This window comes from Thermoanaerobacter brockii subsp. finnii Ako-1, from assembly GCF_000175295.2.
Classification (GTDB): Bacteria; Bacillota; Thermoanaerobacteria; order Thermoanaerobacterales; family Thermoanaerobacteraceae; genus Thermoanaerobacter; species Thermoanaerobacter pseudethanolicus.
In genome coordinates this window covers 2,032,417-2,057,550 of record NC_014964.1, presented here as the reverse complement: position 1 = coordinate 2,057,550, position 25,134 = coordinate 2,032,417, and the positions used below count along the sequence as shown (strand labels likewise).

The following is a 25,134-nucleotide window of genomic DNA, read 5'->3' as shown; positions in this document are numbered from 1 at the left end:
CAAAAGGAACCGTCCCCTCTGTTTGGTATAAGTTTTATGATATAATAAGCTTGTAACAATTGTTTATCGTTTCTAAGTGAAAGATAAAATATTAAGGGTGATAAAATGAGGATTTTACATACTTCAGACTGGCATTTGGGAAAAAGCCTTGAAAATTTTTCAAGGATTGAAGAGCAGGAGAAATTTTTAGAGGATTTTGTGCAGATGGTGGAGGAAAATAATGTAGACCTGGTCATAATTGCCGGGGATATATACGATTCTTCAAACCCTCCTGCAAGGGCGGAAATGCTTTTTTACACAACTTTAAAAAAACTTTCCAACGGGGAAAGAGTGATTTTGGTCATAGCAGGAAATCATGATAATCCAGAGAGGCTTTCAGCTGCAAGCCCTCTTGCATATGAACATGGAGTGATACTTTTAGGTACTCCTAAAAGTATTGCTCCTAAAGGAGATTTTAGAAAGTTTAAAATTTTAGATTCGGGAGAAGGTTTTTTAGAAATTGAGATAAAAGGCGAAAAAGCTGTAATTATAGCTCTTCCTTATCCCAGTGAAAAAAGGCTAAATGAAATTTTTACATCAGAATTGGAGGAAGAAAAAAGGCAGAAAAGTTACTCTGAAAGAGTTGGTGAAATTTTTAATGACCTTTCGAAAAAATACAGAGAAGATACTATAAACATTGCGGTATCTCATATTTTTGTTGCAGGAGGAGAGGAGTCAGGTTCAGAAAGGCCAATTCAATTGGGAGGAAGTTTTACAGTAGAAATAAGGCACCTGCCGCAAAAGGCACAGTACATAGCTCTTGGACACCTTCACAAACCACAGAGAATTTCTTCTACTCTTCCTGCTTATTATTCTGGTTCCCCTCTTCAGTACAGCAAAAGTGAGATGAACCATTCTAAATGTGCTTATTTAGTAGATTTAAAGGCAGGAGAACCTGCACTTGTGAAGGAAATATATTTTAAAAATTACAAGCCTATTGAAGTGTTTAGGTGTAATGGTATAGAGGAAGCTTTAGAGATTTGCAATGAATACAGGGATAAAGATATATGGGCATATTTCGAGATTAAAACTGAGTTTCCACTGCCTTCTTCAAAGATAAAAGAAATGAAGAGCATATTACCGGATATAGTTGAAATAAAGCCAATTTTGCCAGAGGATGAGATGGAAATTGAAGACTATGAGATAGATGATAAAAGTGTAAAGGAACTTTTTGAAGAATTTTATTTAAAGGAAAACAAAGTTCCTCCAACAGAGGAGGTTTTAGAACTTTTTATGAGTATAATAAAGGAAGAGGATGAGGAAGATGAGACCTCTGAAGCTTAAAATTGCTGGGCTTAATAGTTTTGTAGAAGAACAAATTATTGATTTTGAAGTCCTAACAGAAAAAGGACTTTTTGGCATATTTGGTCCCACAGGAAGTGGAAAATCCACTATTATAGATGCAATTACTCTTTCAATGTACGGGAAAATTCCCAGAAATAGCAAGGATTTTATAAATACTCAATCTACATCTATGTCTTTGACATACCAGTTTGAAATAGGTGTTGATGGGGCAAGAAAAAGGTATATAGTTGAGAGAAATGTAAAAAGGGACGCAAAAAGCGGCGGTTATAAAACTACATTAGCAAGACTGCGGGAAATAGGGGAAAGTGGAGAAAGAGTTTTGGCAGAAAAAGATAGGGAAGTTCAGCAAAAAATAGTGGATTTAATTGGACTTACAGCAGAGGATTTTACTCGTTCTGTAGTGCTTCCACAAGGGAAATTTAGTGAATTTTTAAAGCTAACAGGCAAAGAAAGAAGGGACATGTTAGAGAGGATTTTTGGCTTAGAAAAGTATGGAAGCAAATTACTTGTTAGAATAAGAGATGTAAAGAGAGAAAAAAGTAATTTATTGAATGAGGTAAATGCGAAGTTAAGTCAGCACGAAGGTGTTACTAAAGAAGCATTGGAAGATTTAAAGAAAAAGTTTGAGATTTTAAAAGAAGAAGAGAAAACTTTAAAAGAACAAAAGGATAAATTAGATAAAGAAAGGGAAAAACTTAAAGGGATATGGGAAAAACAGCAGGAGTTAAATCAATTTTTGCATAAGAAGGAAGTCTTAGACCAGCAATTAAAAGAAATAGAAGATAAAAAGGAAAAGTTAAAAAAAGCGGAAAAGGCATTATCAGTAAAACCGTATATAGACTCTTTAGTGGAGACAGAGAAAAAACTCATTTTAAATCAAAAGGATGTGGAAAAGTATTCTAAAGAGTTGGAGGAGGCTGAAAAATTACTTGAGAAGGTAGAAAAAGAATATGAGGCTTCATTAAAAGAAAAGGAAGAAAAAATTCCTCTCATAATTGAAAAGGAAGAAAGGCTTAAAAGGGCTTTTAAACTGAGAGATGAGATAAAAAAGATTAATAGTGAAAGGGAGAAACTTGTAAAGGAGTATAAAGATTTAAAAAAGCAGATAGATGGGATAGAAAGAGAAATAAAAGCCCTGTCCGATTCTATAGATATAGCAAAAAGACAGTTGGGTGAGAAGGAAAAAAGAATTAATGAAATTAAAGTTGATTCGAATAAAAGGGAAAAAATTTTTGCTGCTTTTGAGATTCAGAAAGAGTTTGAAAGGGCAGACAAAGAGAAAAAAGAAAAGGAGAAAAGAATTTTAGAATTAAAAGAGCTAATAGGTAAGCAGCAGAAAGATATTGAAAAAATAGATAATTTATTGAAACGAAAAGAAAAAGAAATACAAGAGGTTGACAATAATATAAAAAAACTTGAAATGCAAAAGCCTCCCACAAATGAAGACCTTTTGGACCTGCAAAAAAGTTTAGAAAGAAAAAGAGTAGAAATTTTAGAATTGAAAGAAAAAGAAAAGTTAAAAAATGAGGCGGAAAATAATTTAAAAGAAATTTTAAAAATAAAAGAAGAAATAAATAATGAGATAAAAGAGATTGAAGAGAAATTAAAAAATAAAAATAATAGTTTGGAAGAAGTAAAAAAAGATATAGAGGAACTTGTAAAAAACAACATGGCAGGTGAACTGGCAGAGGGATTAAAAGAAGGTGTTCCCTGTCCTGTCTGTGGTTCGATTCATCATGTAAGATTGGCACAAAAGGTAGAGGAAGACTTAATAAAAGAAAAGCAGGAAATAAAGGCAAACTTAGAAAAGGATATAATGGACTATCAAAGTAAGCTTTTTAAATTAAAAGGTGAATTATCAGGAATAGAAGTCAAAGAAGAGATGTATAAAAAAGAATATGATAAACTGTGGGATATATTAAAAGACATTAACCTTTTAAAGTTAGAAGAAGAATTAAATAAGATGGAGTCTGATTTTATACAGTGGAAAGAAAAATTAGAAAAATGGAATAAGAGTAAGGAAGGATTAGAGACCTTAATTAAAAAATTAAAGGAGGAAAAAGCAAGTTTAGATTTAGAACATACAAGATTAAAAGAAGGTATAAATAAAGATATTAGCCTTTTGAAAGAGTTTGAGTCTTCTCTTGAGGCTATTAGTATAACTTACAGTGAATTAGAAGGTCAGTTAAGAATATCAAGGGAAGAATTGGGGATTTCAGATTTTAAAGAAAAAGTGGAAGAAATAAATCAAAAAGAGAGGGAAATAGAAGGCCTGAGGAATGAAATAGAGAATTTTAAAAATACGATTGAAGAATTGACAAATAAAAAGGAAACCCTTTCAAACAATCTCAATGCTCTTTCAATAAGGAAAGGACAGATAGAGGAAATAGGTAAGGAAAAAAGTAAAAACCTTCGGGAGAGGCAGCAGGAGTTTGATTCTTTATCAGAAGGTAGAGACATAGAAGAATATTTAAAAGAGATTCAGTATAATAAAGAAAAAATTACAAAAATGGAGAGTGTTTTAAAAGAAACTTTAGAAAAGGCAAGAAAGGATAAACAAAATATAGAGAGTAAAAAGATATCTGCCTGTAAGAGTCGGGACCTTTTAAATAATATGTTTAGGGAACAAAGTGAAAAATTAGAAAATGCTCTATTAGAAAAGGGATTTAAGGATAAAAAAGAGGCTTTGGAGTATTTATTAGACAGTGAAAATATTAAAAAAATTGAGGAAGAAATTAAGAATTTTGAAAATGAATATGTATCTGTAAACAAAAGTATAGACAGACTGATGGAGATATTAAAGGGGCAGAAAATTAATGAAGAAGAATGGAATCAATTAGAAGAAAGCATTAAAGGGTTGGAACAGGTCTTAAACGAAAAAAGGAAGGAAATAGGCGCTACAGAAAAGGCTATTTCAGATATGCAAGAGAATTTGCAAAAAGTAGAAGAATTTACAAAGCAGAAAAAGGAATTAGAGCGTGTAGTGGATATATTAAATGAATTGGACAATCTTTTTCAGGGAAATAAATTTGTAGATTTTATTGCCGCAAGACAGCTTAAATATATAACCTTTTTTGCATCAAAAAGGCTTAAGGAAATAAGCAGGGGAAGGTATGCCCTTGAGATTGATTCAGACAACAATTTTGTAATGAGAGATGACTTCAATGGCGGAGTAAGAAGGTCTGTAGATACTTTATCTGGCGGTGAAACTTTTTTGACATCCCTTTCTTTGGCTTTGGCTCTTTCTTCTCATATACAATTAAAGGGAAGAGCACCTTTAGAATTCTTTTTCTTAGATGAAGGTTTTGGAAGTCTTGATGCGGAACTTTTGGATATAGTGATGACCTCTTTAGAAAGGCTTAAAAAAGACAAAATGGTAGTGGGCATAATAAGCCATGTAGATGAATTAAAAGGCAGAGTACCTGTAAAACTAATTGTTACACCACCTGCCGTCTCTGGCGAAGGGAGTAAGGTGAGAATAGAATATACATAGAGAGAAGGGGATACCTTCTCTCTAAAACTGTCTTACAATTTTCTCAATTGCATCGAGAGTTTTTTCAATCTCTTTTTTACTTATGTAATAATGAGTTACAAATCTTACTGCAAAATCATTCCCGTCGTTTATTAAAATTCCATGCTCTTTTAGTCTTAAGGATAGTTCCTTACCTGTCATTCCTGTGCCTGAAATGTCTGTCATTACAATATTAGTCTGCACTGTTTCCAGGTCGAGGTTTATTCCCGGTATATTTTTTAATCCTTCTGCTAAAAATCTTGCATTGTCATGGTCTTCCTGTAGCCTTTTTGTCATTTTTTCAAGTGCTACAATGCCAGCAGCTGCAATAAAACCTGCTTGTCTCATTCCACCACCTAACATTTTGCGGTATTTTCTTGCTTTTTCAATGAAATCTTTTGTGCCGACGACTACCGACCCAATAGGGGCGCATAAGCCTTTGGAGAGGCAAAACATTACACTATCTGCATATTTGGCTATTTCTCTTACATCTACTTTAAGATAAGTAGCGGCATTGAATATTCTCGCACCATCTAAATGAACAGGTATATTATGTTTTTGAGCTATTTCGTATATTTCCTTCATAATTTCAATTGGAGTTACAGTGCCACCAGCTCTGTTATGAGTATTTTCAAGGCAGATAAGACTTGTGACGGGGTAATGTATGTCCTTTGGCCTTATGGCCTTTTCTACATCGGCAGGATTTAAGACACCTTTGTTGCTTTTCAAAGCTTTTGTCTGTACGCCTGCAAGGTATCCCACTCCTCCAACTTCATAAGTTATGATATGGCAGTTTTCTTCTACAATAATTTCTTCTCCTGGATGAGTGTGAGTCATTATTGAGACTTGGTTACCTTGTGTACCGCTTGTTACTAGCATTGCTGCTTCTTTTCCCAACATTTCTGCTGCCATTTCTTCAAGTTTTCTCACTGTAGGTTCTTCGCCGTAGACGTCATCACCTACCTCAGCTTTATACATAGCTTCTCGCATTTCTTGTGTTGGAAGAGTTACTGTATCGCTTCTCAAATCTATATATTTCATTTTTATCCCCCTATCAACTTAAGCTTACTTCCATTATATCACATCTCATAAAGATTTCATTTATCAGCAAACTAAAGCGACGACCTACTTTGTTAAAGAGGTCGTCGCTGTCGAAAAGAAGGGATATTTTATGAGTGACCTTATTTCAAAGGCTTGTGTACAAACCACCAGTCAAAAGCTTCAATTTCTTTTGATTTAATTTTTTCTTTTCTTTCATTTGCAGAAGCTTCATCAGTGGATGGTGGGACTATTACATGGTCTTTAATTAAGTAGTTATTTGGCCATTTTTCAGGGAGTGCCACGCCGTATTGGTCTGCTGTTTGCAATGCTTTTAATGCTCTTAATATTTCATCTACATTTCTTCCAACTTCTTGTGGATAATACATTATAAGTCTTATTGTTCCTTTGTCGTCTACTATAAATACTGCTCTTACAGTATTGGTACCTTTGCCTGGATGAATCATTCCTAATTGGTTAGAGACTTTTCCTAAGTCATCAGCTATTACTGGGAAAGGAATAGCTATGTTTGTGTTGTCCTTTATCCACTCTACCCATTTTATGTGGGAGAAAACTTGGTCAACTGATAGACCTATTAATTCAGTGTTTAATTCTTTAAAGTCATTAGCTTTCCTTGCAAATTCTACAAATTCTGTTGTGCAAACTGGTGTAAAGTCTGCTGGGTGGCTAAAAAGCACAAACCACTTTCCCGCGTAATCCTCAGGCAGTCTCTTTACTCCTTGAGTTGTTACTACCTCCATAGATGGGAATTTTTCTCCTAACAATTTCATTCTAATTTCCTCCATTTTTTAAACCTCCTTATTTTTCTCATTACATTTTTTGCATATGCCATAAACATTTATGTCAACATTTCTAATTACAAAGCCTTTTAATTCTTCTACATTTATAATTTCCTCTGATACGGGAAAATCATATACGTTGCCACATATTTCACATTTAAAGTGTCCGTGAAAGTAAGTGTTTATATCATATCGCAATTCTTTTTCTTTCAAAGATAAAGCATTTACAACTCCTTTTTCCATAAACAATTCCAATGTGTTGTAAATACTGGTTTTTGAAAGGGTTGGTATTTCGCTTATCAAGTATTGATAAATGTCATCAGCTGTTGGGTGTATTCTATTGTTTAAAAGGTATTCTAATACTTTTATCCTTATGGTAGAAGGCTTTATATCATGTCTCTTTAAATAATCTTTTAATTGCTCTATTGTATAAGTCATTTTCATTACTTCTTTCTCACGATTATTTTGCTGCGTAGTAGCATCTTTTGGGAGACATTATCAAGTCCTCTTTTTTTAGCTCTTTTATAGCTTTGTCTACTTCTTTTTTGTCTAAATTAGCTTTTTGAGCAATATCTCCTGGTCTTAAAGGTTCAGAGGATTCTTTTAAAGTTTTTAGTACCAACTCTTTTACTTCCATTTATCTCACCTCATTTGTATTAAATTTAATTTTGTATTGATTTCAATTTTATTATAATATTAATTTTTAGTTTTGTCAACAGTTTTTTGTTTTATTTTTTCCTTCATGAGAAGAAATTATTAAAAAATGAAGCAGTAATCTTCAAAAAAACATTGACAATTTTAAAGGAAAAGTATATTATAATAGTAGAATGCATTCGGTTGCATAAAAGTTCTTGACATTTCTCCCCGATTTGATTAATTTTCAAAATTAATCAAATTCTTTTTTTAATGTGGGATGCATTCGATTGCATTTACTAAAAAGAATAGGAGAGGTCTTACAAATGTCCGAAATAAGATATGACCTTATAACTGGTAAAAGGGTAATTATAGCTACAGAGCGAGGTAAAAGACCTCATGATTTCAATGTAAACTATGAGGGAAAGAAAAATAATAATACTTGCCCTTTTTGCCCCATGAATGAAGAGATGACTCCTCCTACTTTAGTTGAAATTAAGGATAAAAAAGGGAACTGGTTAGTGAGAGGATTTGAAAATAAATTTGCAGCCGTGAATAGGGATTTAAAGAGCTTTGAGGTACCATCCCTTTATAAAGCAGAATATGGTTATGGTGTAGCAGAAGTGATAGTAGAGTCACCAGAACACGATGTAACTTTTGGAAGTTTATCTTTAGGGCAAATGCAAAAAGTTTTTATGGCAATAATTGAGCGTTATAAAAAAATTGCTCAAGACGATAAAATAAAATACATTCAGGTGTTCAAAAATTTTGGAGCAAGAGGAGGAGCTTCCTTAGAACACGGGCACTGGCAGATTATAGCTATTTCTTTTATTCCAGATGTAGTAGAAAAAGAGGTAACAGGTACACAAGAATATATTAAGAAGAAGGGCAAATGTCCTTATTGTGAAATTGTCAAATATGAAAAAGAAGAAGGTAAAAGGATAATAGCTGAAAATGAGAGTTTCATTATTATAGCCCCTTATGCATCTCAATATCCTTATGAGTCATGGGTAATACCCAAAGAGCATCAGGAGCGATTTGAAGAGTTAAGAGAAGGAAATATTGCAAGTCTGACTGAAATTTTGAAGCCTCTTATAGAAAAGTACGAGAAAGAATTTAACTTGCCTCCATATAATATTGTGATTCACACATTACCAATTTCTGATATAAGAAATTATCATTGGCATATTGAAATTATTCCAAGGCTTACTGTGGCAGCTGGTTTCGAGTTAGGGACAGGAGTTTATATAAATCCTGTGCCACCAGAATTGGCAGCATCAGTTTTAAGAATAGAATGAAATTCTATTGAAAGAAGTGGTCAAATGTATATTGATAAAACCTTCAACTTTGAAGATATACCTACAAAACTGAAAGATATAATTAAAAATATAGATAAAGACAATTTTAAAAAGTTTAGGTGGTTTCAGGAGAAGGCTTATAATATTTTAGATATATTTTTATTTGATTATGCAATATTGTCTAAAAAGGAAACTGAGATTATAATTGCAGCTATTATAGCTTTTGTGGTGAAAGCTCCAACGAGTAAGAAAGAGATTACTTTGCTTTATTATGTGCCTTTAATTATAACTCCTTATTTTAGGAATAATGATTTAATAGATATTATTGAGAATCCAAATTTAAAAGCTTTTATATACGATGGAATTGACGATATAAATTATGTTAAGTTTTTAAATAAAGTGTTAAGTGAAGAAACAGTTATAAAATTTGAGTCTGGTGCCCAATTAATTCCTTATAATCTTAAAAAAGACGATATATACAGTTCAAGAAGGCTGAGCAATAAGTCTAGTAATAGTTTAACATTTTTGCAAAAAGATGAAATAATAAAGACTTATAGAAAATTTGTAAAAGGAGTTAATCCTGACCTTGAAATGACTTTTGAACTTAAAAATGCAGGTTTTGGAAATGTTCAAGATATAAGAGGATATTTTTTATATAAAGACAGGAACAGAGAAAGGTACACTGTTGCTATAATAGTGGAACACATTAAAAACATGGGAGACATGTGGCAATATACCGAAGAGTATTTGTCTTCTGTAATTTCTACTTTATCCGATTATGATGAAATTAAGGAAAGTTACGTAGAAGGATACTTGAGCAATTACCTTGAAGAGGTAAGAGGGATAGCAAGGATAATTGCCGATATGCATATTAAATTGTCTTATATTGATAAAGAAGATTTTGCTAAAAGAAATGTGGAAATATCAGATGTTGAAGAAATAGTAAAAAGTATAAAAAATAATTTTACTAAACTTTTAAATTTTGTAAAATTGTCAACTTTCGATGAACAAATAACTTCAATGATAGAAGAGATTGTAAAGCAACAAGATTTTTTAATGAGCAAATTAGAAGAATTTAAAGATACTGCTGTTTTTGGCAAATATATAAGATGTCATGGAGACCTACACTTAGAGCAAATTTTAAAGACTGAAGAGGGATATGTGATAATAGATTTTGAAGGGGAACCGACAAAACCTATTGAGGTGAGGAGAAAAAAAATATCTCCATTAAAAGATGTGGCAGGCATGATACGCTCTTTTAGTTATGCTGCTTATGCTGCTTATTTTAATTATCTTAATGCAAAAGGTAAGTTTCGGGATGAAAAAATAGAAAAAGCGCTATTATGGTGGGAAAAAGCTGTCACAGAGACCTTTGTGGAAAACTATTTGGAATTGGTGACAAGGGAAGCACCAGACATTGTACCAGAAGGTAAAAACTTTGATAAGGCTTTAGCTATTTTTAAATTAGATAAAGCTCTTTTTGAAGGAATTTATGAGGTAAATAATAGACCTTCTTGGTTTAGAATACCTTTAAAAGGTATTTTAGAGTGTATTGAGGATTTGAAATTAGAAAAGCACAGATCGGAGGTAAATTATGGATAAGTTAAAAGTTACAATGTTTACAAATGAATACCCACCTAATATTTACGGTGGAGCTGGCGTTCATGTAGATTATCTTGTCAGGGAACTGTCTAAACTGATGAAAGTAGATGTGAGATGCTTTGGTGACCAAGATTATACGGCTGATAATGTAAAAGTCCGTGGATATAAAGAGTGGGATAAGTTAAAGGAAAATTCAGATCCAAGATATCAGAAAGTTTTGGGGCCTTTTTCCATAGATTTGGCAATGGTGAAAGATGAGATAGACTCAGATATTTTACACTGCCATACCTGGTATACTTTCATGGCGGGCTTTTTAGCTAAAAAATTGTATGATAAACCCCTTGTAGTTACAATTCACAGCCTTGAGCCTTTAAGGCCATGGAAAGAGGAACAGTTAGGAAATGGATATAAGCTAAGTTCTTGGATGGAAAAAACAGGAATTGAAGCCGCTGATAGGGTTATAGCAGTATCACAAGGATCGAAAGAAGATATATTGAAGTATTACAATATTCCAGAAGAAAAAGCTGAAGTTATATATAACGGCATAGATTTGAACCAATACCAGAAAACAGATAGAAATATTGCTCGCAAAAAATATGGAATTGAGGGTAAATACATTCTCTTTGTAGGAAGAATATCAAGGCAAAAGGGCATTACTTATTTAATAGATGCAGTAAAGTATCTACCTAAGGATATAAAGGTTGTACTATGTGCTAGTTCTCCAGATACACAAGAGGTTTTAGAAGAAGTAGAGCAAAAGGTTAAACTTTACGACAATATTATTTGGATAAATAAAATGGTAGAAAAAGAAGAAATTATAGAGTTGTACAGCAATGCTGAAGTTTTTGTTTGTCCTTCTATTTATGAGCCTTTTGGTATAATAAACTTAGAAGCAATGGCTTGTAAAACTCCTGTTGTGGCAAGTGCTACAGGAGGAATTAAAGAGGTTGTAGTTCATGAAGAGACAGGATTCCTTGTAGAACCAGGCAATTCTGAAGAATTGGCAAAATATATAAACATACTTTTAAATAACAAAGATTTAGCTGTAAAGTTTGGAGAAAATGGGAGAAAACGTGTTGAAGAGATGTTTAGTTGGGAAAGCATCGCCAAAAAGACTTATGAGATGTACAAGGATGTAATAGAGAAATATAAAAAATAAATGCGCTAAGGCAGGGGTGACAATTTCCCTGCTTTGTTTTTTTGTGTTATAATAAACTTAAAAAATAATGGATGGTGTGGCCATGGAAGGAGAATCTTTTCTTTATAATTCGGTAATAATTTATGGCTACATAGCGCTTTTTATAGGGCTTATGATTGAAGGAACTGGAATGCCGGGACCAGTGCAAATATTATTTTTCGCTGCAGCGTACTTGGTTTCAAAGGGGGAAATGAACCTTTTTTATGTTATAGTCATCGCTGCATTAGGAAATGTGACAGGAAATGTGATAGCTTATTTGGTAGGCTATTATAAAGGTAGGCCTGTTGTTGAAAAGTACGGTAAATATCTAAAAATAACAGTAAAAGACCTTGAAGCTATGGATAAATGGTTTGCTAAATATGGAGGATTTACGGTTTTATTAGGTAGGCTAATAGGACTTCCGCGGACCCCGGCTATTTGGGCCTCGGGAATAACGCGTATGAATTTTACTGTGTATGTGGTGTTTTCTGCTATTGCTGATTTTATATGGTCTACTTTTTGGGCAGTAGTGTCTTATCTTGCTGCAAAACAATTGATTAACATAAACTTTTTCGGAAAGAGCCAACCGCCTTGGGTGTATTTTGCTTCTACAATAGGCTTTATGATATTTTTATATGTAGTTTGGAAGGTACTCCTTTGGATGAAAGAAAAGTATCTAACGTAAACTATTAAGAAGATAGCAAATGTATCTGATCTTTTAGATATAGAGGATATATGCTATGAGTTTAGAGAATGTGTCGGAAGTTTATCCTTTATTAAAAAGGTAAGAGAGTTTAGGGAGTCACAGGTTTAGCGTAAAAGAATTTAATAGGGTCACTGTATTTAGGTACCACTATTTTATCAGAAGTTTGTATGTCTACTTTAATACCATAAAATCTTAAAGTATCTACTATTCCGCCTTTTAAATTAAGAGCTGCTTGCAATGTGTCAGGGTCTCCTATTGCTTTTATTACGTAAGGAGGAGCATACCTGGTAGAGTTTATGATTATCGTTGGACCTACGCATCGTATTTCAGATGTTGCAATTATTCTTTGGTTGTTTATAGCTATTGCTTCAGCTCCACCCGCTTTCAATTCATTTACAATACTTAATAAATCTTCATCATGGACTAAGTACAAATTAGGGTCTTCCCCGTCTCGAGGCTGTAAGTCGCTGTCATTTACCGTTACTATAACTCCTGGGCCTACCATATCTGTAAGTCCTGCTAAAATTTTGTATTTTTCAACATCCTGCTGTAGATTTTTTAAAGCGGCATCATCTTTTGATGCAACATCTTCGTACTCTTTAAATCTTTTAGTGAGTTCTTCTAATTGCTGTTCTAAATTTGCCTTTTCTTCTTGAGCTTTTTTGAGCTGTTGAGTAAGTTCTTCTAATCTTGCAGAGTTTGTAACTGAAATAGAGGTAGGAGGTTTATCGCCGCCTTGTACAGTTTTAAATTGCATAGAAATCATGAGACCCATTGCAATAAATACAAGTATCAAAGATAAAGTTTGCAATGCCTTTCCTTTCAATTTCTCCACATCCTTTCTCTATATAAAAAGACATCTTCGTCTTGCTTTTGGTTTCAGCTTATATGCACTTTTATAAATAACTATGATACTCTATAAATACTATAACATGGAAAATGTTAAAATTTATTAAGAAATTATTAAGTTTTTATTACAAAAAAGTTACAAAACCTCTGACATTTTTCATATCAGAGGTTGTCATTTTTTATTTTATTTTCTATAGAATTTTTTAGTGACAATATTTCTTCTAATTCTTTATTGTATTTATCTATTTTCAACATGGTACTTCTATATAGGCGTATATCTTCTTCGTTTTTTTGTATACATTTTTTAAGGGAGTTTTTTACAGTTTCAAAAAGCGTATCATAAGTAATGTAATTATGCATTTCAAGGTCGGAGATTGGAACTGCGATTAATTCCTCCCCTTCTATTTTATAGTGATAAAAAATGTTGTCGGGTTTTAAAACTATTTTTTCATCTATGCTTTTATCGTAAATTATTATACCTTCTCCTATTTCAAAAGTTTTTCCGCTATAACTTCTAAGTTTTATATTTTCGACTCCTATGTATTTTTTTATTGCCAAAAGTATGTTTTTTATTTCTGAAATGGATTTTACAAGCACTTCTTGCATTTTTTTATTTGCCATCTCTTTATCTTTTTCACTTTTTATGAGTTCTTCCATCAAAGACTTTATTTCATGTATATCTCCCATAAAATATCACCTCTTTCTTAATATTCCACAGAGGAATCATTTTAAACGTTGAATATTTTAAATTATTAGAGAAAAAATAGACTTGACTATTTTTTGAAATTTGATAGACTATTATTAATAGAAAATTAATATTGAAAAGGAGAAGATATTATGAACAAAATATCTATAATAGGTTCTGGATTTGTCGGTGCTACTACTGCATACACACTGGCTTTGAGTGGGATTGCCAAAACTATTGTATTAATAGATATTAATAAAGACAAAGCAGAAGGCGATGCTCTTGATATAAGCCACGGCGTACCGTTTATTAGTCCAGTTGAATTGTACGCGGGAGATTATAGTGATGTTTCAGGTTCTGACATAATAATCATTACAGCGGGAGCAGCACAAAAACCGGGAGAAACCAGACTTGACTTAGTGAAGAGAAATACGATGATTTTTAAAGACATAGTGGCAAAACTTATTAAAGTAAATGACACAGCAATATACCTTATAGTTACAAATCCAGTAGATATTCTTACATACGTTACCTATAAAATATCTGGCTTGCCATACGGAAGAGTATTGGGGTCTGGCACAGTTCTCGACAGTGCGAGATTCAGATATCTTTTAAGCAAACATTGTAACATAGATCCGAGGAATATACACGGATATATAATTGGGGAGCATGGCGATTCTGAGCTTGCAGCTTGGAGCATTACGAACATAGCAGGCATACCAATTGATAATTACTGCAATTTATGTGGAAAAGCATGTGAAAAAGATTTTAGAGAGGAGATTTTTAATAATGTTGTAAGAGCTGCCTATACGATAATAGAAAAAAAGGGTGCGACATATTATGCGGTTGCTCTCGCAGTAAGAAGAATCGTAGAAGCTATTTTCAGAGATGAAAATTCCATTTTGACTGTGTCATCTCCGCTAACCGGCCAATATGGTGTTACAAATGTGGCTTTGAGCCTTCCCTCCGTTGTTGGACGAAATGGAATCGTAAATATACTTGAATTACCACTTTCACAGGAAGAAATTGCTGCTTTTAGAAGATCAGCCGAAGTTATCAAAAGTGTAATACAAGAGCTTGATATATAAGAGGGGAAACCCTCTTTTTTTGTATATAAAAAGTCACAGCGTGAAAATATAATAATTAAAATAATGATTTTTTAGGGTGTGATAGTCGTGCAGAAAATAACTCAGCAGGAGATTATTTTAAGTGCCTTTGTTGAAGCACAAAATTTAGAAAAGATACTGTTGGATAAAGTAAGAGAATATGGGAAAGAATCAGTAGATAATCAAATAAAAGCATTGTTAAAGCAAATTGAAATAATGATAAAAAATCATAAAGAAGACATAAAAAAGGCACAAAAGACTATGCATATTAATTCCCTTGTCAAAAAAAATATGTCTCAAGAGCCTTTAGACATGCTTCAAGATTTATTAAAAAATTTAGTTAATATTCAAGCCTTTTATAATGAAACTGTTGTGAATATTACTAATCCTTACGTTAGACAGTTGTTTACTCAAATGAGGGATGATGTTATGAGATTTATTTCTATTCTTCAAATGGAGATTGAAAGTCTGGAATCGAAACCTTCTATTCCAAATAACACAGTTTTAAATACACCGGAGATGAGTTAATATGAAAGTGGCTATTATTGGTGCTGGTGTTTCAGGGCTGGCTGCGGCAATTACTTTTCAAAGGTATGGCATTACACCAGATATTTTTGAAAAAAAGTGCAAAATAGGTGAATTATTTAACCATGTTGCGGGGTTATTAAAAGTGATAAATAGGCCTATAAAGGATCCGCTTCATCATCTTAAAAATGTTTATGGAATAGAAGTTAAACCAATTAACACCATTGACAAAATAGTAATGAAGGGGCCAACTGTAACAGCTTCTGTTACTGGGAGTAATCTTGGGTATATGATTTTAAGAGGACAGGACGCAAACTCTCTTGAAAATCAATTGTATAATAAGTTAGAAATACCAGTTAATTTCAATATAGAAGCTGATTATAAGAAGTTAAAAAATAATTACGATTATGTCATTATTGCTACGGGAAGTTCGCAAATTCCAAAAGAATTGGGGTGTTGGCAAGAGCTGGTGACGACCTGGGTGAGAGTTGCAAATGTATTAGGAAATTTTGATACAAAAACTCTTATAATGTTGATAAATACTTTATACACTAAGAGCGGCTATGTGTATTTGATTCCTTACAATGAAAAAAGAGCTGTTTTAGCTATGGTTATACCTTACATTTCAAAAGAAGAGCTGCAGTATTATTGGGATACCTTTCTAAAAGTAGAGAAAATGAATGTAGATATTGTCAATATGGTGGATTTGCAGCATACTTCGGGTAATTGTTTTCCACATCAATATGAAAACTTGCTTTTTGTTGGGAATGCAGGAGGGGCGATAGAGCCTTTTTTAGGATTTGGAACTTTTAACTCTATTATGAGTGGGGCAATAGCTGCTAAAAGCATAGCAGAGGGAATTGACTTTGAAAAAGAAATTAGTTTTTTGTCAAATGCTAATATAAAAATGTTGGAGTTTAGAAAAGCTTTAGACCTTATGGACAATGATAAATTGGACAAGTTTATAAAAATTCTTACTTTTCCTCCTGTGAAAAAACTTGTTTACAATACTAATTTCAATGCGATAAAATACGGTTCACTTTTTATGGAATATACAGTAAACAAGCTACACAATAAGCCTTATGAACATAGAAAGAGGGTATAAAAATGAAAGTGGCAATAATCGGCGCAGGAGTATCAGGCTTATGCTGCGCTTACATTCTTGAAAAATTAGGTGTACAGTGTGATATTTATGAAAGGAAGCATACAATTGGAAGCCTCTATTCTTTTGGAGAATTGCTGTTGCAAATTGTTCATAGGCCTCACAAAGATCCTCTTAAGTTTATGGAGAGTCAGTTTAGAATTTCTATTATACCTTTGACCAAAGTGAAAAAAATAATTATCAAATCTCCAAAAAACATAACAGTTATTAAGGGAGAAAATCTTGGATATATTGTGCAAAGAGGTCAAGAGCAAGAAAGTGTAGAAAACCAATTGGCAAAAAGAATAAATGCAAAGATAAATTTTAATATTAATGCGGATTACAAGGAATTAGCAAAATCTTATGATTATGTGGTAGTTGCTACAGGAAATAGTATGATAGCAAAACAACTTACAGAAGTTGAAAATATAGTTTCTTCAAGGATCAAAGGAGGAATTGCTTTAGGAGATTTTGAGCCTCATACTGTGTACTTATGGCTTAACACAATGTACGCGAGGTCAGGATTTGCATATCTTGTACCTCTTAGTCAAAATAAAGCGTCAATAATTCTTGTGGCTACTTATACGCAAAAAGAAGAGATTGAAAATATGTGGCAAACCTTTTTGTATCAAGAAAAACTAAATTATGAGATGATAGAAACTTTTGAGACGGAATTAGACATAAGTATAACAGATAGACACCAAATAGACAATATATATCTAATAGGAAATGCAGGAGGTTTTTTAGGTCCTTTTTTAGGATTTGGACTTTTAAACGCTGTAGAAAGTGCGGTTTATTCAGCTGAATCAATTAAACATGGCGAAGATTATGAAAAAAAAGTAAAGAAAATAACAGATAAAGTTGATAAACTTGTAGATTTTAGGAAGATGATGGATAGTATAAAAAATGAAGACTATGATAGAATAGTAAAAATGATTGGAAATCCTATAGTTAAAAGAGTGATGTACAAAACTAATTTAGATGTGATAAAATATTTACATTTTCTTGCAAAAATAACAAACAAGACCCAGTGATTAAACTGGGCCTTAAATATTCCACAATTGAAGGCCTGTTGTTTTATCGTAAACTCTTTCCAAATTATTGTCACCGTAATCTGTTATTACGAATTCTGCAGCAAATATTATTGTCCCTTCCATCAAATGGCCGCCAAAAGCGTTTCCGTTTTTATCTGCTAATGTTATGTGGACATGAGCAAAGGGCTTGCCATCTTTTACGGAGATATTTCCTATGGCATTTAGTATTTCCATGTGTTCGTCTTTTGATATGTAGATGTAGTTTTTGCTTTGTGCATCATAGTAGCCAAATACTGCTTTTGATACAGCACCTATTATGCGTATTTCTCCTGAGAGTATGTTTTCTTCTGTAATCAGTTTATTGATTTCTTCAAGTAAGTCTTTCCCGTATGGAAATCTACCCATGAACTTTCTCTCAATTAATACACTTTTATACCCCATAAAACCACATCCTTTTAACTTTTATTTTTTACATTATTAATTATATCATAAACTTGCTTGAGTGTGGAATTTACAGAGGATATATACCTTTTTGGTTCATGTGCGAAAGGAGTGAGTTTAATATGAAAACTTCAGGTTTTCCTATATCTACGGTAAACCAAGAATCAATGGATTTACCTAATATCAAACGTTTCATTGTTGTTTTTGATTTCAAACGATAAAAATGAACGTAAGAGCATCCGAAATAAATAGGACATATTGTTGAAAAATAGATATAATAATTTATAATATAAGTATAAATAGCATAACATTATTAATAAAATATAACATACTAATGTAAAAAGGAGGAAAATTCTATGTCCAAAATAACTTTAACTGTGATTAAAGCAGATGTTGGTGGCTTTGTAGGGCATACAGACGTACATCCTGAACTTCTTGAAATCGCTAAGAAACATTTAAAAGAAAAAGGGAAAATGCTCATTGACTTTCATGTGACTAGAGTAGGAGATGACATTGAACTTATAATGACTCATAGAGAAGGAATAGATAACGAAGAAGTTCATAAACTTGCATGGGATGCACTTTGGTCTTGTGGTGAGAAAGCTAAAGAACTTAAATTGTACGGTGCAGGACAAGATTTGTTGAAAGATTCATTTTCAGGCAATATAAAGGGGTTAGGACCGGGAGTTGCAGAGATGGAAATTGAAGAAAGAAAAAGTGAGCCTGTCATAATTTTTATGGCTGATAAAACAGAGCCAGGAGCATGGAATTTACCACTTTACAAGATGTTTGCAGATCCTTTTAATACAGTAGGACTTGCAATTGACCCTAATATGCACCAAGGATTTAAATTTGAAGTTTATGATATGATTGGGCATAAAAAAATAATATTTGAAACTCCAGAAGATATTTATGATATGCTGGTCTTTATTGGAGCGACAGGACGATATTGCATACGAAGAGTGTATACAAAAAACAATGAAATTGCAGCAGTGTCTTCTACTCAAAGAATGAATTTTATGGCGGGGAAGTATATAGGAAAGGATGACCCTGTACTTATTGTGAGATGCCAAAATGGTCTTCCAGCAGTAGGTGAAGCGTTGGAACCTTTTGCTAATCCCTATCTTGTTGCTGGTTGGATGAGGGGGTCTCATAATGGACCTATGATACCTGTTTCATTGGAAGATGCTGTGCCTACCAGATTTGATGGGCCTCCAAGAGTATGCGCACTTGGTTTTCAATTAGCAGAGGGTAAGCTTATTGGCCCGCAGGACTTCTTTAAAGATGTTGCTTTTGACAATGCAAGGGAAAAAGCGTTAGAAATAGCCGATTACATAAGAAAGATGGGACCCTTTGAGCCTCACAGGTTGCCTTTAGAGGAATTGGAATACACTACCCTACCTCATGTTGTTAAAAAACTTCAAGGGAGATGGAAGGAAGAATAAAGGATAAAAAAGACGGGTAAAACCCGTCTTTTTTATCCCCCGCTTTTTCAATGGTCCTCCTTTATTTGCTCCACTTTAAAACAGGATTTCTTGCAGCCAGTACCTCATCAACCCTTCTTACAGGCGTGTTGTGTGGAGCTTCTTTTAAAAGTTGCGGATTTTCTTTTGCTTCCTCTGCTATTTTAATCATTGCTTCAATGAAAGCGTCTAATGTTTCTTTACTTTCTGTTTCAGTAGGCTCTACCATTATGGCGCTGTCAACAATTAATGGGAAATATATTGTGGGTGGATGGAAACCGTAATCTATAAGTCTTTTAGCTACATCTAATGTTGTGATATCATTGACTTTTTCTAAAAGACCAGCTAAAACAAATTCATGCATGCATACTTTGTCAATAGCGACTTTGTAGTGATTTTTGAGTTTTTCTTTAAGATAATTAGCATTTAAAACTGCCATTTCGCTGGCTCTCTTAAGTCCTTCAGCTCCCATAGTTAAAATGTAGGAATAAGCCTTTATAAGCACATTGAAGTTGCCATAAAAGCTTCTCACTTTTCCAATAGAAAGCGGCCTATCATAGTTTAAGCTATATATGCCGTCTTTAAATTCTATTACAGGCACTGGCAAAAAGTCGGCAAGCTCTTTTTTGACACCTACAGGTCCAGAACCCGGGCCACCACCGCCATGAGGTGTAGAGAAGGTCTTGTGAAGATTTAGATGTACAACGTCAAATCCCATGTCTCCAGGACGCGTAATTCCCATTATAGCATTTAGATTTGCACCATCGTAGTATAGAAGACCTCCTGCTTCGTGTATTAATCTTGCGATTTCTACTATGTTCTCTTCAAAAAGCCCCAAAGTACTTGGGTTTGTCAGCATAAGTCCTGCTACTTCATCATTTAAAACAGCCTTTAAGGCTTCTAAATCTATAGCCCCTTCTTTGTTGGATTTAATTTCAATTACGTCAAAACCTGCAACTGCTGCACTAGCGGGGTTAGTACCATGAGCAGAGTCTGGCACGATTATTTTTTTACGTTTTTTGTCATTTCTGTGTTCGTGATAGGCCTTAATTATCATGAGTCCCGTCAATTCTCCGTGGGCACCTGCAGCAGGCTGTAATGAAAATTTGTCCATTCCAGTTATTTCAGAGAGCATATTTTCTAATTCATACATGAGTTTCAAAGCGCCTTGCACAGATTCCACAGGCTGGTAAGGATGCAGAGCTGTAAAATCGACAAGGGATGCCATGTCTTCATTTATTTTAGGATTGTACTTCATAGTACAAGAACCTAATGGATAAAAACCCGTATCGACGCCGTAGTTTTTATTTGATAAAAGGGTGTAATGTCTTACTATGTCTACTTCACTTACTTCGGGAAGCTCTATTTCTTCTTTTCTCATCATTTGTTGCGGAAGTATGTCTTCTAAAGGTTTTTCTTCTACATCCAACTTAGGGAGAGTGTAGGCTTTTCTTCCTTCATTTGACAATTCAAATATCAATTTATTGTACTCTTTCACACTATCACCTCCAACAGAGCTTTTAACTCATCAATTTCTTCTTTTGTCCTTTTTTCTGTAAAGGCCAGTAACATTGTATTTTCGTATTTGTCGTAATCTCTGTGGAGGTTGTATCCGCCTAATATGCCCTTTTCTAAAAGTTTTTTATTAATTAAGTCTACATTTACATCAGTCTTTAATGCAAATTCCATAAAGAAGGGCTTGTTAAAAGCAGGTTTATATTTTCCTGATGCGGTAAGCACAGAAAAAGCGTAATGAGCCTTTTGAGTGCACTGATAAGCCACTTCTTTTATACCTTTTTTACCCATAGTTGCTAGATACACTGCAGCTGTTAAGGCATTTAATGAGTGGTTGGAGCAAATATTTGAAGTTGCCTTTTCTCTTCTTATGTGTTGCTCTCTTGCTTGCAAAGTAAGCACAAAGGCTCTTTTGCCGTCTACATCTTTTGTCTGGCCTACTATTCTTCCTGGCATTTTTCGCACAAGCTTTTGCATTGTAGCTAAAAAACCAAGATAAGGACCACCAAAATTTAATCCATTGCCAAGAGACTGACCATCTCCTACAGTTATATCTGCGCCAATTTCTCCTGGTGATTTAAGTACGCCGAGAGGTATTGGATGTACGTAAGTTATTAACATTGCTTTGTTTTCATGTGTTATTTTCTCAATTTCTTGCAAATCTTCAATGATTCCAAAAAAATTAGGATACTGTACAATTACTGCCGCGGTATTAGTCCCAATTTCCGCTTTTAATTTTTCTAAATCTGTTACTCCTTCATTATCGTCTATTTCAATTACTTGGATATCTCTAAAATGCATATAAGTCTTTAAAACTTTTCGCGTTTCTGGATTTACAGTTTTTGAAACTAATATGGTTTTTCTTTTTGTATTTTCACAAGCCATAATTGCAGCTTCTGCGCAGGCTGTTGCTCCGTCGTACATTGAAGCGTTTGTGACTTCCATTCCTGTAAGGTTTGTAATCATTGTCTGGTACTCAAAGATAGCTTGTAGTGTTCCTTGGCTTATTTCTGGCTGGTAAGGGGTATAGGCCGTGTAGAATTCAGAACGGGATATTATATGCTTTACAACAGAAGGAATGTAATGGTCATATACTCCAGCGCCTAAAAAACTTGTCAGCTCTTCAAGGCTTTTATTTTCTTTGGCGTATTTCTTTATGTGGGCTGTAAGTTCTACTTCTGACATTGGACTTCCAAGATTTAAAGGCCTTTTTAAGCGAACTTCTTGAGGTATGTTTTCAAACAGTTCTTCTATAGAATTTTTTCCTATTGTTTTTAGCATTTCTTTTTCGTCATTGGAGGAGGCAGGAAGGTAAGGAAACATGCTCTCACTCCTCATCTAAAAATTTTTTATATTCTTCGGCTGTCATCAAATTATCAAGCTGTGACTTGTCTTTGAGTTCTACTAATGCCATCCAACTGCCATAGGGGTCATTGTTTACTAAAGAGGGGTCGTCAACGATAGCATTGTTTACTTCAAGTACTTTTCCATCTACAGGTGTGTAAACATCAGATGCAGCTTTTACAGATTCTACAACTCCAAGTACATCGCCAGCAGAGAGTTCTGCGCCTACTTCTGGAAGCTCAATGTACACTATATTTCCTAAAGAATGCTGTGCATAGTCAGTTATTCCTATGTATGCTTTATCTCCTTCTACTTTGACCCATTCATGGTCTTTTGAATAATACAAGCCTTCTATAACTTCCATACCAAAAACCTCCTATTTTTTATAATTTTTCTTATAAAAGTTTTTGCTTATGATTAAAGCCTTAAGTGGCTTATTTCTTATCACAATTTCAATTTGATTTCCTAATTGGGCATATTTTGAATCAATCAATGCAAGGCCTATATTTTTCTTTAGTGTAGGAGAGAAATACCCTGTTGTTACATAACCAATTTTTTGATTATCAGCACGAACTTCATAACCGTGTCTTGGAATTCCATTGTCTATCATTTCAAACCCTACAATTTTACGTTTAAGCCCTTCTTCTTTTTGTTTTAGTAGAGCATCTTTTCCGATAAAATTGCCCTTGTCAAATTTGACGAAAAACTCAAAACCTGCTTCTAAAGGAGTTATTTCTTCTGAAAGTTCATTTCCGTATAGAGGTAAACCTGCTTCAAATCTCAAAGTATCTCTTGCACCTAATCCTGCCGGTTTAAGTCCATATTCTTTTCCAACTTCAATTATTTTTTCCCACAATTCTACTGCGTATTTATTAGGCATGTAAATTTCAAAGCCATCTTCACCCGTATATCCTGTTCTTGATACCAGGCATTCAATTCCAGCTATTTTTACATTGTCTTTAAAGTAGAAAAATTTAATTTCTGAAAGATCAGTATATGTAAGTTTTTGAAGTATTTCTTCTGCTTTTGGACCTTGTACTGCAAGCTCTGAAATTTCATCTGAAATGTTATTTATCTCTACCTCATATACTCCTTTGTTATCCTTCATCCATTTATAATCTTTTTCTATATTAGCCGCATTTACAACAAGTAAGAAGTGTTCATCAGAATATTTGTAGACTAATAAGTCATCTACAACGCCGCCATTGTAATTGCACATGAAAGTATAAAAGACTTGGTTGTCTTTTAGTTTTGACAAATCATTTGTTATGAGATTTTGTAAAAAGTTAAAAGCTTCTCTTCCTTTTACAGTTATTTCTCCCATGTGAGAAACATCAAAGAGTCCTGCAGCATTTCTCACTGCTTCGTGTTCAGAGATTATACTTTCAAACTGAACAGGGAGAGCCCATCCTGCAAAGTCAATGATTTTTCCATTATATTTTTTGTAAAGGTCAAAAAGAGGTGTTTTTTTGAGGTTATCCAAACATACCACACCCTTTCATAAAATTTAACAGAGGAGTTATGATGAGCACAACAAGAGAATATGCCATCACAACTCCTCTGTTTTTTAACCTGAGAGCTTCTACTTAAAGTATTGCTCCTTCGGTGCTCTTCCGAGCTTTCCAGAGGTCTATCCGATAGCGATACTTTTGCCTGAGAGCTTCTATAAAGGCTTGGCGGGCCTTTATATTTCCCCTTCGGCTATCTTTTTACAAAGATATCTCTCGCTATCTTCATCTAGAAACAGTATTAAATTTTTTTAAAATATGCTATACTTTTATTATATTATATTCCCTGTAATAGTCAATAATCAAAACGAGGAGAGGTGGCTATGTTATATATTTACAATAAAAACACAAATCCCTATTTTAATTTAGCAGCTGAAGAATACGTTTTAAAAGAATTCCAAGAAGAATGTTTCATGCTGTGGAGGAATGAACCTAGCATTATAGTAGGAAAAAATCAAAACACATTAGCGGAAATAAATTTAGATTATGTGAGACAACATAAAATTCCGGTTGTCAGAAGATTATCAGGAGGAGGAGCGGTTTTTCACGACCTCGGCAATCTAAATTTTACTTTTATAGTAAATGAGGATGTCAGTAGTTTCAGCGATTTTAGAAGATTTACGCAGCCAATCATAGATGTGCTTAGAAAACTTTCTATCAATGCTGAGTTTTCAGGGAGAAATGACATAACAATTGACGGTAAAAAAATTTCAGGAAATGCACAATATTATTACAAAAATAGAATATTACACCATGGAACACTTTTGTTTTCTTCTAGCATTACAGATTTGTCAGCGGCACTGAAAGTGCGACCTGTAAAATTTGAAGATAAAGGTGTAAAATCTGTGTCTAAAAGAGTTACAAACATAAGTGAACATTTAAAAGAACCCATTACGATAGAACAATTTATAGACCTCATTATGAATCACATTAGAGAACAAACTCGTGGAAGTGAAATGTATGAATTTACTCAAGAAGATATAGAAAAGATAGAGAAATTGGTCAGGGAAAAGTATAGCACATGGGAATGGAATTTTGGAACATCGCCAGATTACAAGTTTAAAAATGAGAAAAAATTTGCCGGTGGCACTGTAGAAGTAAATTTAAATGTAGAAAAGGGAATAATAAAAGATATAAAAATTTACGGCGACTTTTTTGGAAAATACGATGTTTCAGAGGTAGAAAACCTTTTAAAAGGCGTAAAGCATTCGGAAGAGGAAATAAGAAAAGTGCTTTCAAATATTGGCATGAATGATTATTTTGCCAACATAACTGTTGACAATTTAATCGAAGTGATGTTTTGATAAAAAAATATTTTTAAATTGTTGAATTTTTAACTAAAAAGTGATAAGATATATATGAAGGAAATTGTTAAATAATTGGCGTTTTTATTTTATCAAATTTAATCCCCTCC

At 33.5% G+C, this 25,134-nt stretch carries 23 protein-coding genes and 2 riboswitches; of the genes, 12 read left to right on the top strand and 11 right to left on the bottom strand.

Annotated features, from left to right (window positions below; translation table 11 throughout):
* The first annotated feature begins 105 nt into the window (after positions 1 to 105).
* Both THEBR_RS10200 and THEBR_RS10195 read left to right on the top strand, forming a co-directional pair.
* Positions 106 to 1,323, top strand: coding sequence for an exonuclease SbcCD subunit D (locus tag THEBR_RS10200; RefSeq protein WP_012269713.1), 1,218 nt, complete (start codon positions 106 to 108; stop codon positions 1,321 to 1,323).
* The gene (locus tag THEBR_RS10195; protein WP_013570851.1) at positions 1,304 to 4,837 is read left to right on the top strand and encodes an AAA family ATPase; all 3,534 of its coding nucleotides are present in this window, start codon (positions 1,304 to 1,306) and stop codon (positions 4,835 to 4,837) included. The genes THEBR_RS10200 and THEBR_RS10195 overlap by 20 nt, the downstream gene beginning before the upstream one ends.
* 21 nt (positions 4,838 to 4,858) lie before the next feature.
* On the opposite strand, the gene ltaE is transcribed toward THEBR_RS10195, so the two are convergent.
* The 4 genes from ltaE to THEBR_RS10175 all read right to left on the bottom strand — a co-directional run bounded on the left by ltaE (position 4,859) and on the right by THEBR_RS10175 (position 7,330).
* Positions 4,859 to 5,896: a low-specificity L-threonine aldolase gene (ltaE, locus tag THEBR_RS10190; protein WP_012269711.1), complete on the bottom strand. Its 1,038-nt coding sequence runs from the start codon at positions 5,894 to 5,896 to the stop codon at positions 4,859 to 4,861.
* A 140-nt stretch (positions 5,897 to 6,036) separates the two neighbouring features.
* Positions 6,037 to 6,699, bottom strand: a complete 663-nt coding sequence (locus THEBR_RS10185) for a peroxiredoxin (RefSeq protein ID WP_003867082.1) — start codon at positions 6,697 to 6,699, stop codon at positions 6,037 to 6,039.
* A 3-nt stretch (positions 6,700 to 6,702) separates the two neighbouring features.
* A complete protein-coding gene (locus THEBR_RS10180; protein ID WP_003867081.1) occupies positions 6,703 to 7,137 on the bottom strand; it encodes a Fur family transcriptional regulator in 435 nt (144 codons plus the stop codon).
* Between the two features lie 16 nt (positions 7,138 to 7,153).
* Positions 7,154 to 7,330: a MarR family transcriptional regulator gene (locus THEBR_RS10175; RefSeq protein ID WP_003867080.1), complete on the bottom strand. Its 177-nt coding sequence runs from the start codon at positions 7,328 to 7,330 to the stop codon at positions 7,154 to 7,156.
* Positions 7,331 to 7,652: 322 nt separating this feature from the next.
* Here THEBR_RS10175 and galT point away from each other — a divergent pair, with 322 nt between their 5' ends.
* The 4 genes from galT (at position 7,653) to THEBR_RS10155 (ending at position 12,088) form a co-directional block, all read left to right on the top strand.
* Complete coding sequence (galT, locus tag THEBR_RS10170) at positions 7,653 to 8,624, top strand: galactose-1-phosphate uridylyltransferase (protein ID WP_012269710.1); 972 nt, start codon at positions 7,653 to 7,655, stop codon at positions 8,622 to 8,624.
* 24 nt (positions 8,625 to 8,648) lie between these two features.
* Positions 8,649 to 10,226, top strand: a complete 1,578-nt coding sequence (locus tag THEBR_RS10165) for a hypothetical protein (protein WP_003867078.1) — start codon at positions 8,649 to 8,651, stop codon at positions 10,224 to 10,226.
* On the top strand, positions 10,219 to 11,385 hold the full coding sequence (gene glgA / locus THEBR_RS10160) for a glycogen synthase (protein WP_003867077.1): 1,167 nt from the start codon (positions 10,219 to 10,221) through the stop codon (positions 11,383 to 11,385). Before THEBR_RS10165 ends, glgA begins: the two co-directional genes overlap by 8 nt.
* An 82-nt stretch (positions 11,386 to 11,467) precedes the next feature.
* Positions 11,468 to 12,088 (top strand): DedA family protein, encoded by a 621-nt coding sequence (locus tag THEBR_RS10155; RefSeq protein WP_003867076.1) that lies wholly within the window; start codon positions 11,468 to 11,470, stop codon positions 12,086 to 12,088.
* 109 nt (positions 12,089 to 12,197) lie between these two features.
* Here THEBR_RS10155 and THEBR_RS10150 read toward each other — a convergent pair whose 3' ends face one another.
* Together THEBR_RS10150 and THEBR_RS10145 are read right to left on the bottom strand one after the other, a co-directional pair.
* Positions 12,198 to 12,944, bottom strand: a complete 747-nt coding sequence (locus THEBR_RS10150) for a DUF881 domain-containing protein (protein WP_009051914.1) — start codon at positions 12,942 to 12,944, stop codon at positions 12,198 to 12,200.
* 176 nt (positions 12,945 to 13,120) lie between these two features.
* Positions 13,121 to 13,645, bottom strand: coding sequence for a hypothetical protein (locus THEBR_RS10145; RefSeq protein WP_003867073.1), 525 nt, complete (start codon positions 13,643 to 13,645; stop codon positions 13,121 to 13,123).
* A 150-nt stretch (positions 13,646 to 13,795) separates the two neighbouring features.
* Between THEBR_RS10145 and THEBR_RS10140 the strand changes: the two genes are divergently transcribed.
* The 4 genes from THEBR_RS10140 (at position 13,796) to THEBR_RS10125 (ending at position 17,449) form a co-directional block, all read left to right on the top strand.
* Positions 13,796 to 14,731, top strand: a complete 936-nt coding sequence (locus THEBR_RS10140; RefSeq protein ID WP_003867072.1) for an L-lactate dehydrogenase — start codon at positions 13,796 to 13,798, stop codon at positions 14,729 to 14,731.
* Between the two features lie 87 nt (positions 14,732 to 14,818).
* Complete coding sequence (locus THEBR_RS10135) at positions 14,819 to 15,277, top strand: ferritin family protein (protein ID WP_003867071.1); 459 nt, start codon at positions 14,819 to 14,821, stop codon at positions 15,275 to 15,277.
* A gap of 1 nt (position 15,278) precedes the next feature.
* Complete coding sequence (locus tag THEBR_RS10130) at positions 15,279 to 16,379, top strand: NAD(P)/FAD-dependent oxidoreductase (protein WP_003870796.1); 1,101 nt, start codon at positions 15,279 to 15,281, stop codon at positions 16,377 to 16,379.
* Between the two features lie 2 nt (positions 16,380 to 16,381).
* The gene (locus tag THEBR_RS10125; protein ID WP_012269709.1) at positions 16,382 to 17,449 is read left to right on the top strand and encodes an NAD(P)/FAD-dependent oxidoreductase; all 1,068 of its coding nucleotides are present in this window, start codon (positions 16,382 to 16,384) and stop codon (positions 17,447 to 17,449) included.
* 12 nt (positions 17,450 to 17,461) lie between these two features.
* Here the strand turns inward: THEBR_RS10125 and THEBR_RS10120 are convergent, their stop codons facing one another.
* Entirely contained in the window at positions 17,462 to 17,890 is a 429-nt protein-coding gene (locus THEBR_RS10120; RefSeq protein WP_012269708.1) for a PPC domain-containing DNA-binding protein, read from the bottom strand.
* A 356-nt stretch (positions 17,891 to 18,246) separates the two neighbouring features.
* On the opposite strand from THEBR_RS10120, the gene fbp reads away from it, so the two are divergent.
* Positions 18,247 to 19,335 carry a fructose-1,6-bisphosphate aldolase/phosphatase gene (fbp, locus tag THEBR_RS10115; RefSeq protein WP_003867067.1) on the top strand — a complete coding sequence of 363 codons (1,089 nt, stop codon included), beginning with the start codon at positions 18,247 to 18,249 and terminating at the stop codon, positions 19,333 to 19,335.
* Positions 19,336 to 19,396: 61 nt separating this feature from the next.
* On the opposite strand, the gene gcvPB is transcribed toward fbp, so the two are convergent.
* The 4 genes from gcvPB to gcvT are packed head-to-tail and all read right to left on the bottom strand — an operon-like array spanning position 19,397 to position 23,695.
* On the bottom strand, positions 19,397 to 20,851 hold the full coding sequence (gene gcvPB / locus THEBR_RS10110; protein WP_012269707.1) for an aminomethyl-transferring glycine dehydrogenase subunit GcvPB: 1,455 nt from the start codon (positions 20,849 to 20,851) through the stop codon (positions 19,397 to 19,399).
* Positions 20,848 to 22,191 (bottom strand): aminomethyl-transferring glycine dehydrogenase subunit GcvPA, encoded by a 1,344-nt coding sequence (gcvPA, locus tag THEBR_RS10105; protein ID WP_012269706.1) that lies wholly within the window; start codon positions 22,189 to 22,191, stop codon positions 20,848 to 20,850. Before gcvPA ends, gcvPB begins: the two co-directional genes overlap by 4 nt.
* A 4-nt stretch (positions 22,192 to 22,195) precedes the next feature.
* Positions 22,196 to 22,576, bottom strand: a complete 381-nt coding sequence (gcvH, locus tag THEBR_RS10100) for a glycine cleavage system protein GcvH (RefSeq protein ID WP_003867063.1) — start codon at positions 22,574 to 22,576, stop codon at positions 22,196 to 22,198.
* Between the two features lie 12 nt (positions 22,577 to 22,588).
* A complete protein-coding gene (gene gcvT, locus THEBR_RS10095; RefSeq protein ID WP_012269705.1) occupies positions 22,589 to 23,695 on the bottom strand; it encodes a glycine cleavage system aminomethyltransferase GcvT in 1,107 nt (368 codons plus the stop codon).
* A gap of 74 nt (positions 23,696 to 23,769) precedes the next feature.
* Positions 23,770 to 23,841, bottom strand: a riboswitch (glycine riboswitch).
* Between the two features lie 2 nt (positions 23,842 to 23,843).
* Positions 23,844 to 23,949, bottom strand: a riboswitch (glycine riboswitch).
* A 94-nt stretch (positions 23,950 to 24,043) separates the two neighbouring features.
* Here gcvT and lplA point away from each other — a divergent pair.
* A complete protein-coding gene (gene lplA / locus THEBR_RS10090) occupies positions 24,044 to 25,024 on the top strand; it encodes a lipoate--protein ligase (RefSeq protein ID WP_003867061.1) in 981 nt (326 codons plus the stop codon).
* The last annotated feature ends 110 nt before the right edge of the window (positions 25,025 to 25,134 follow it).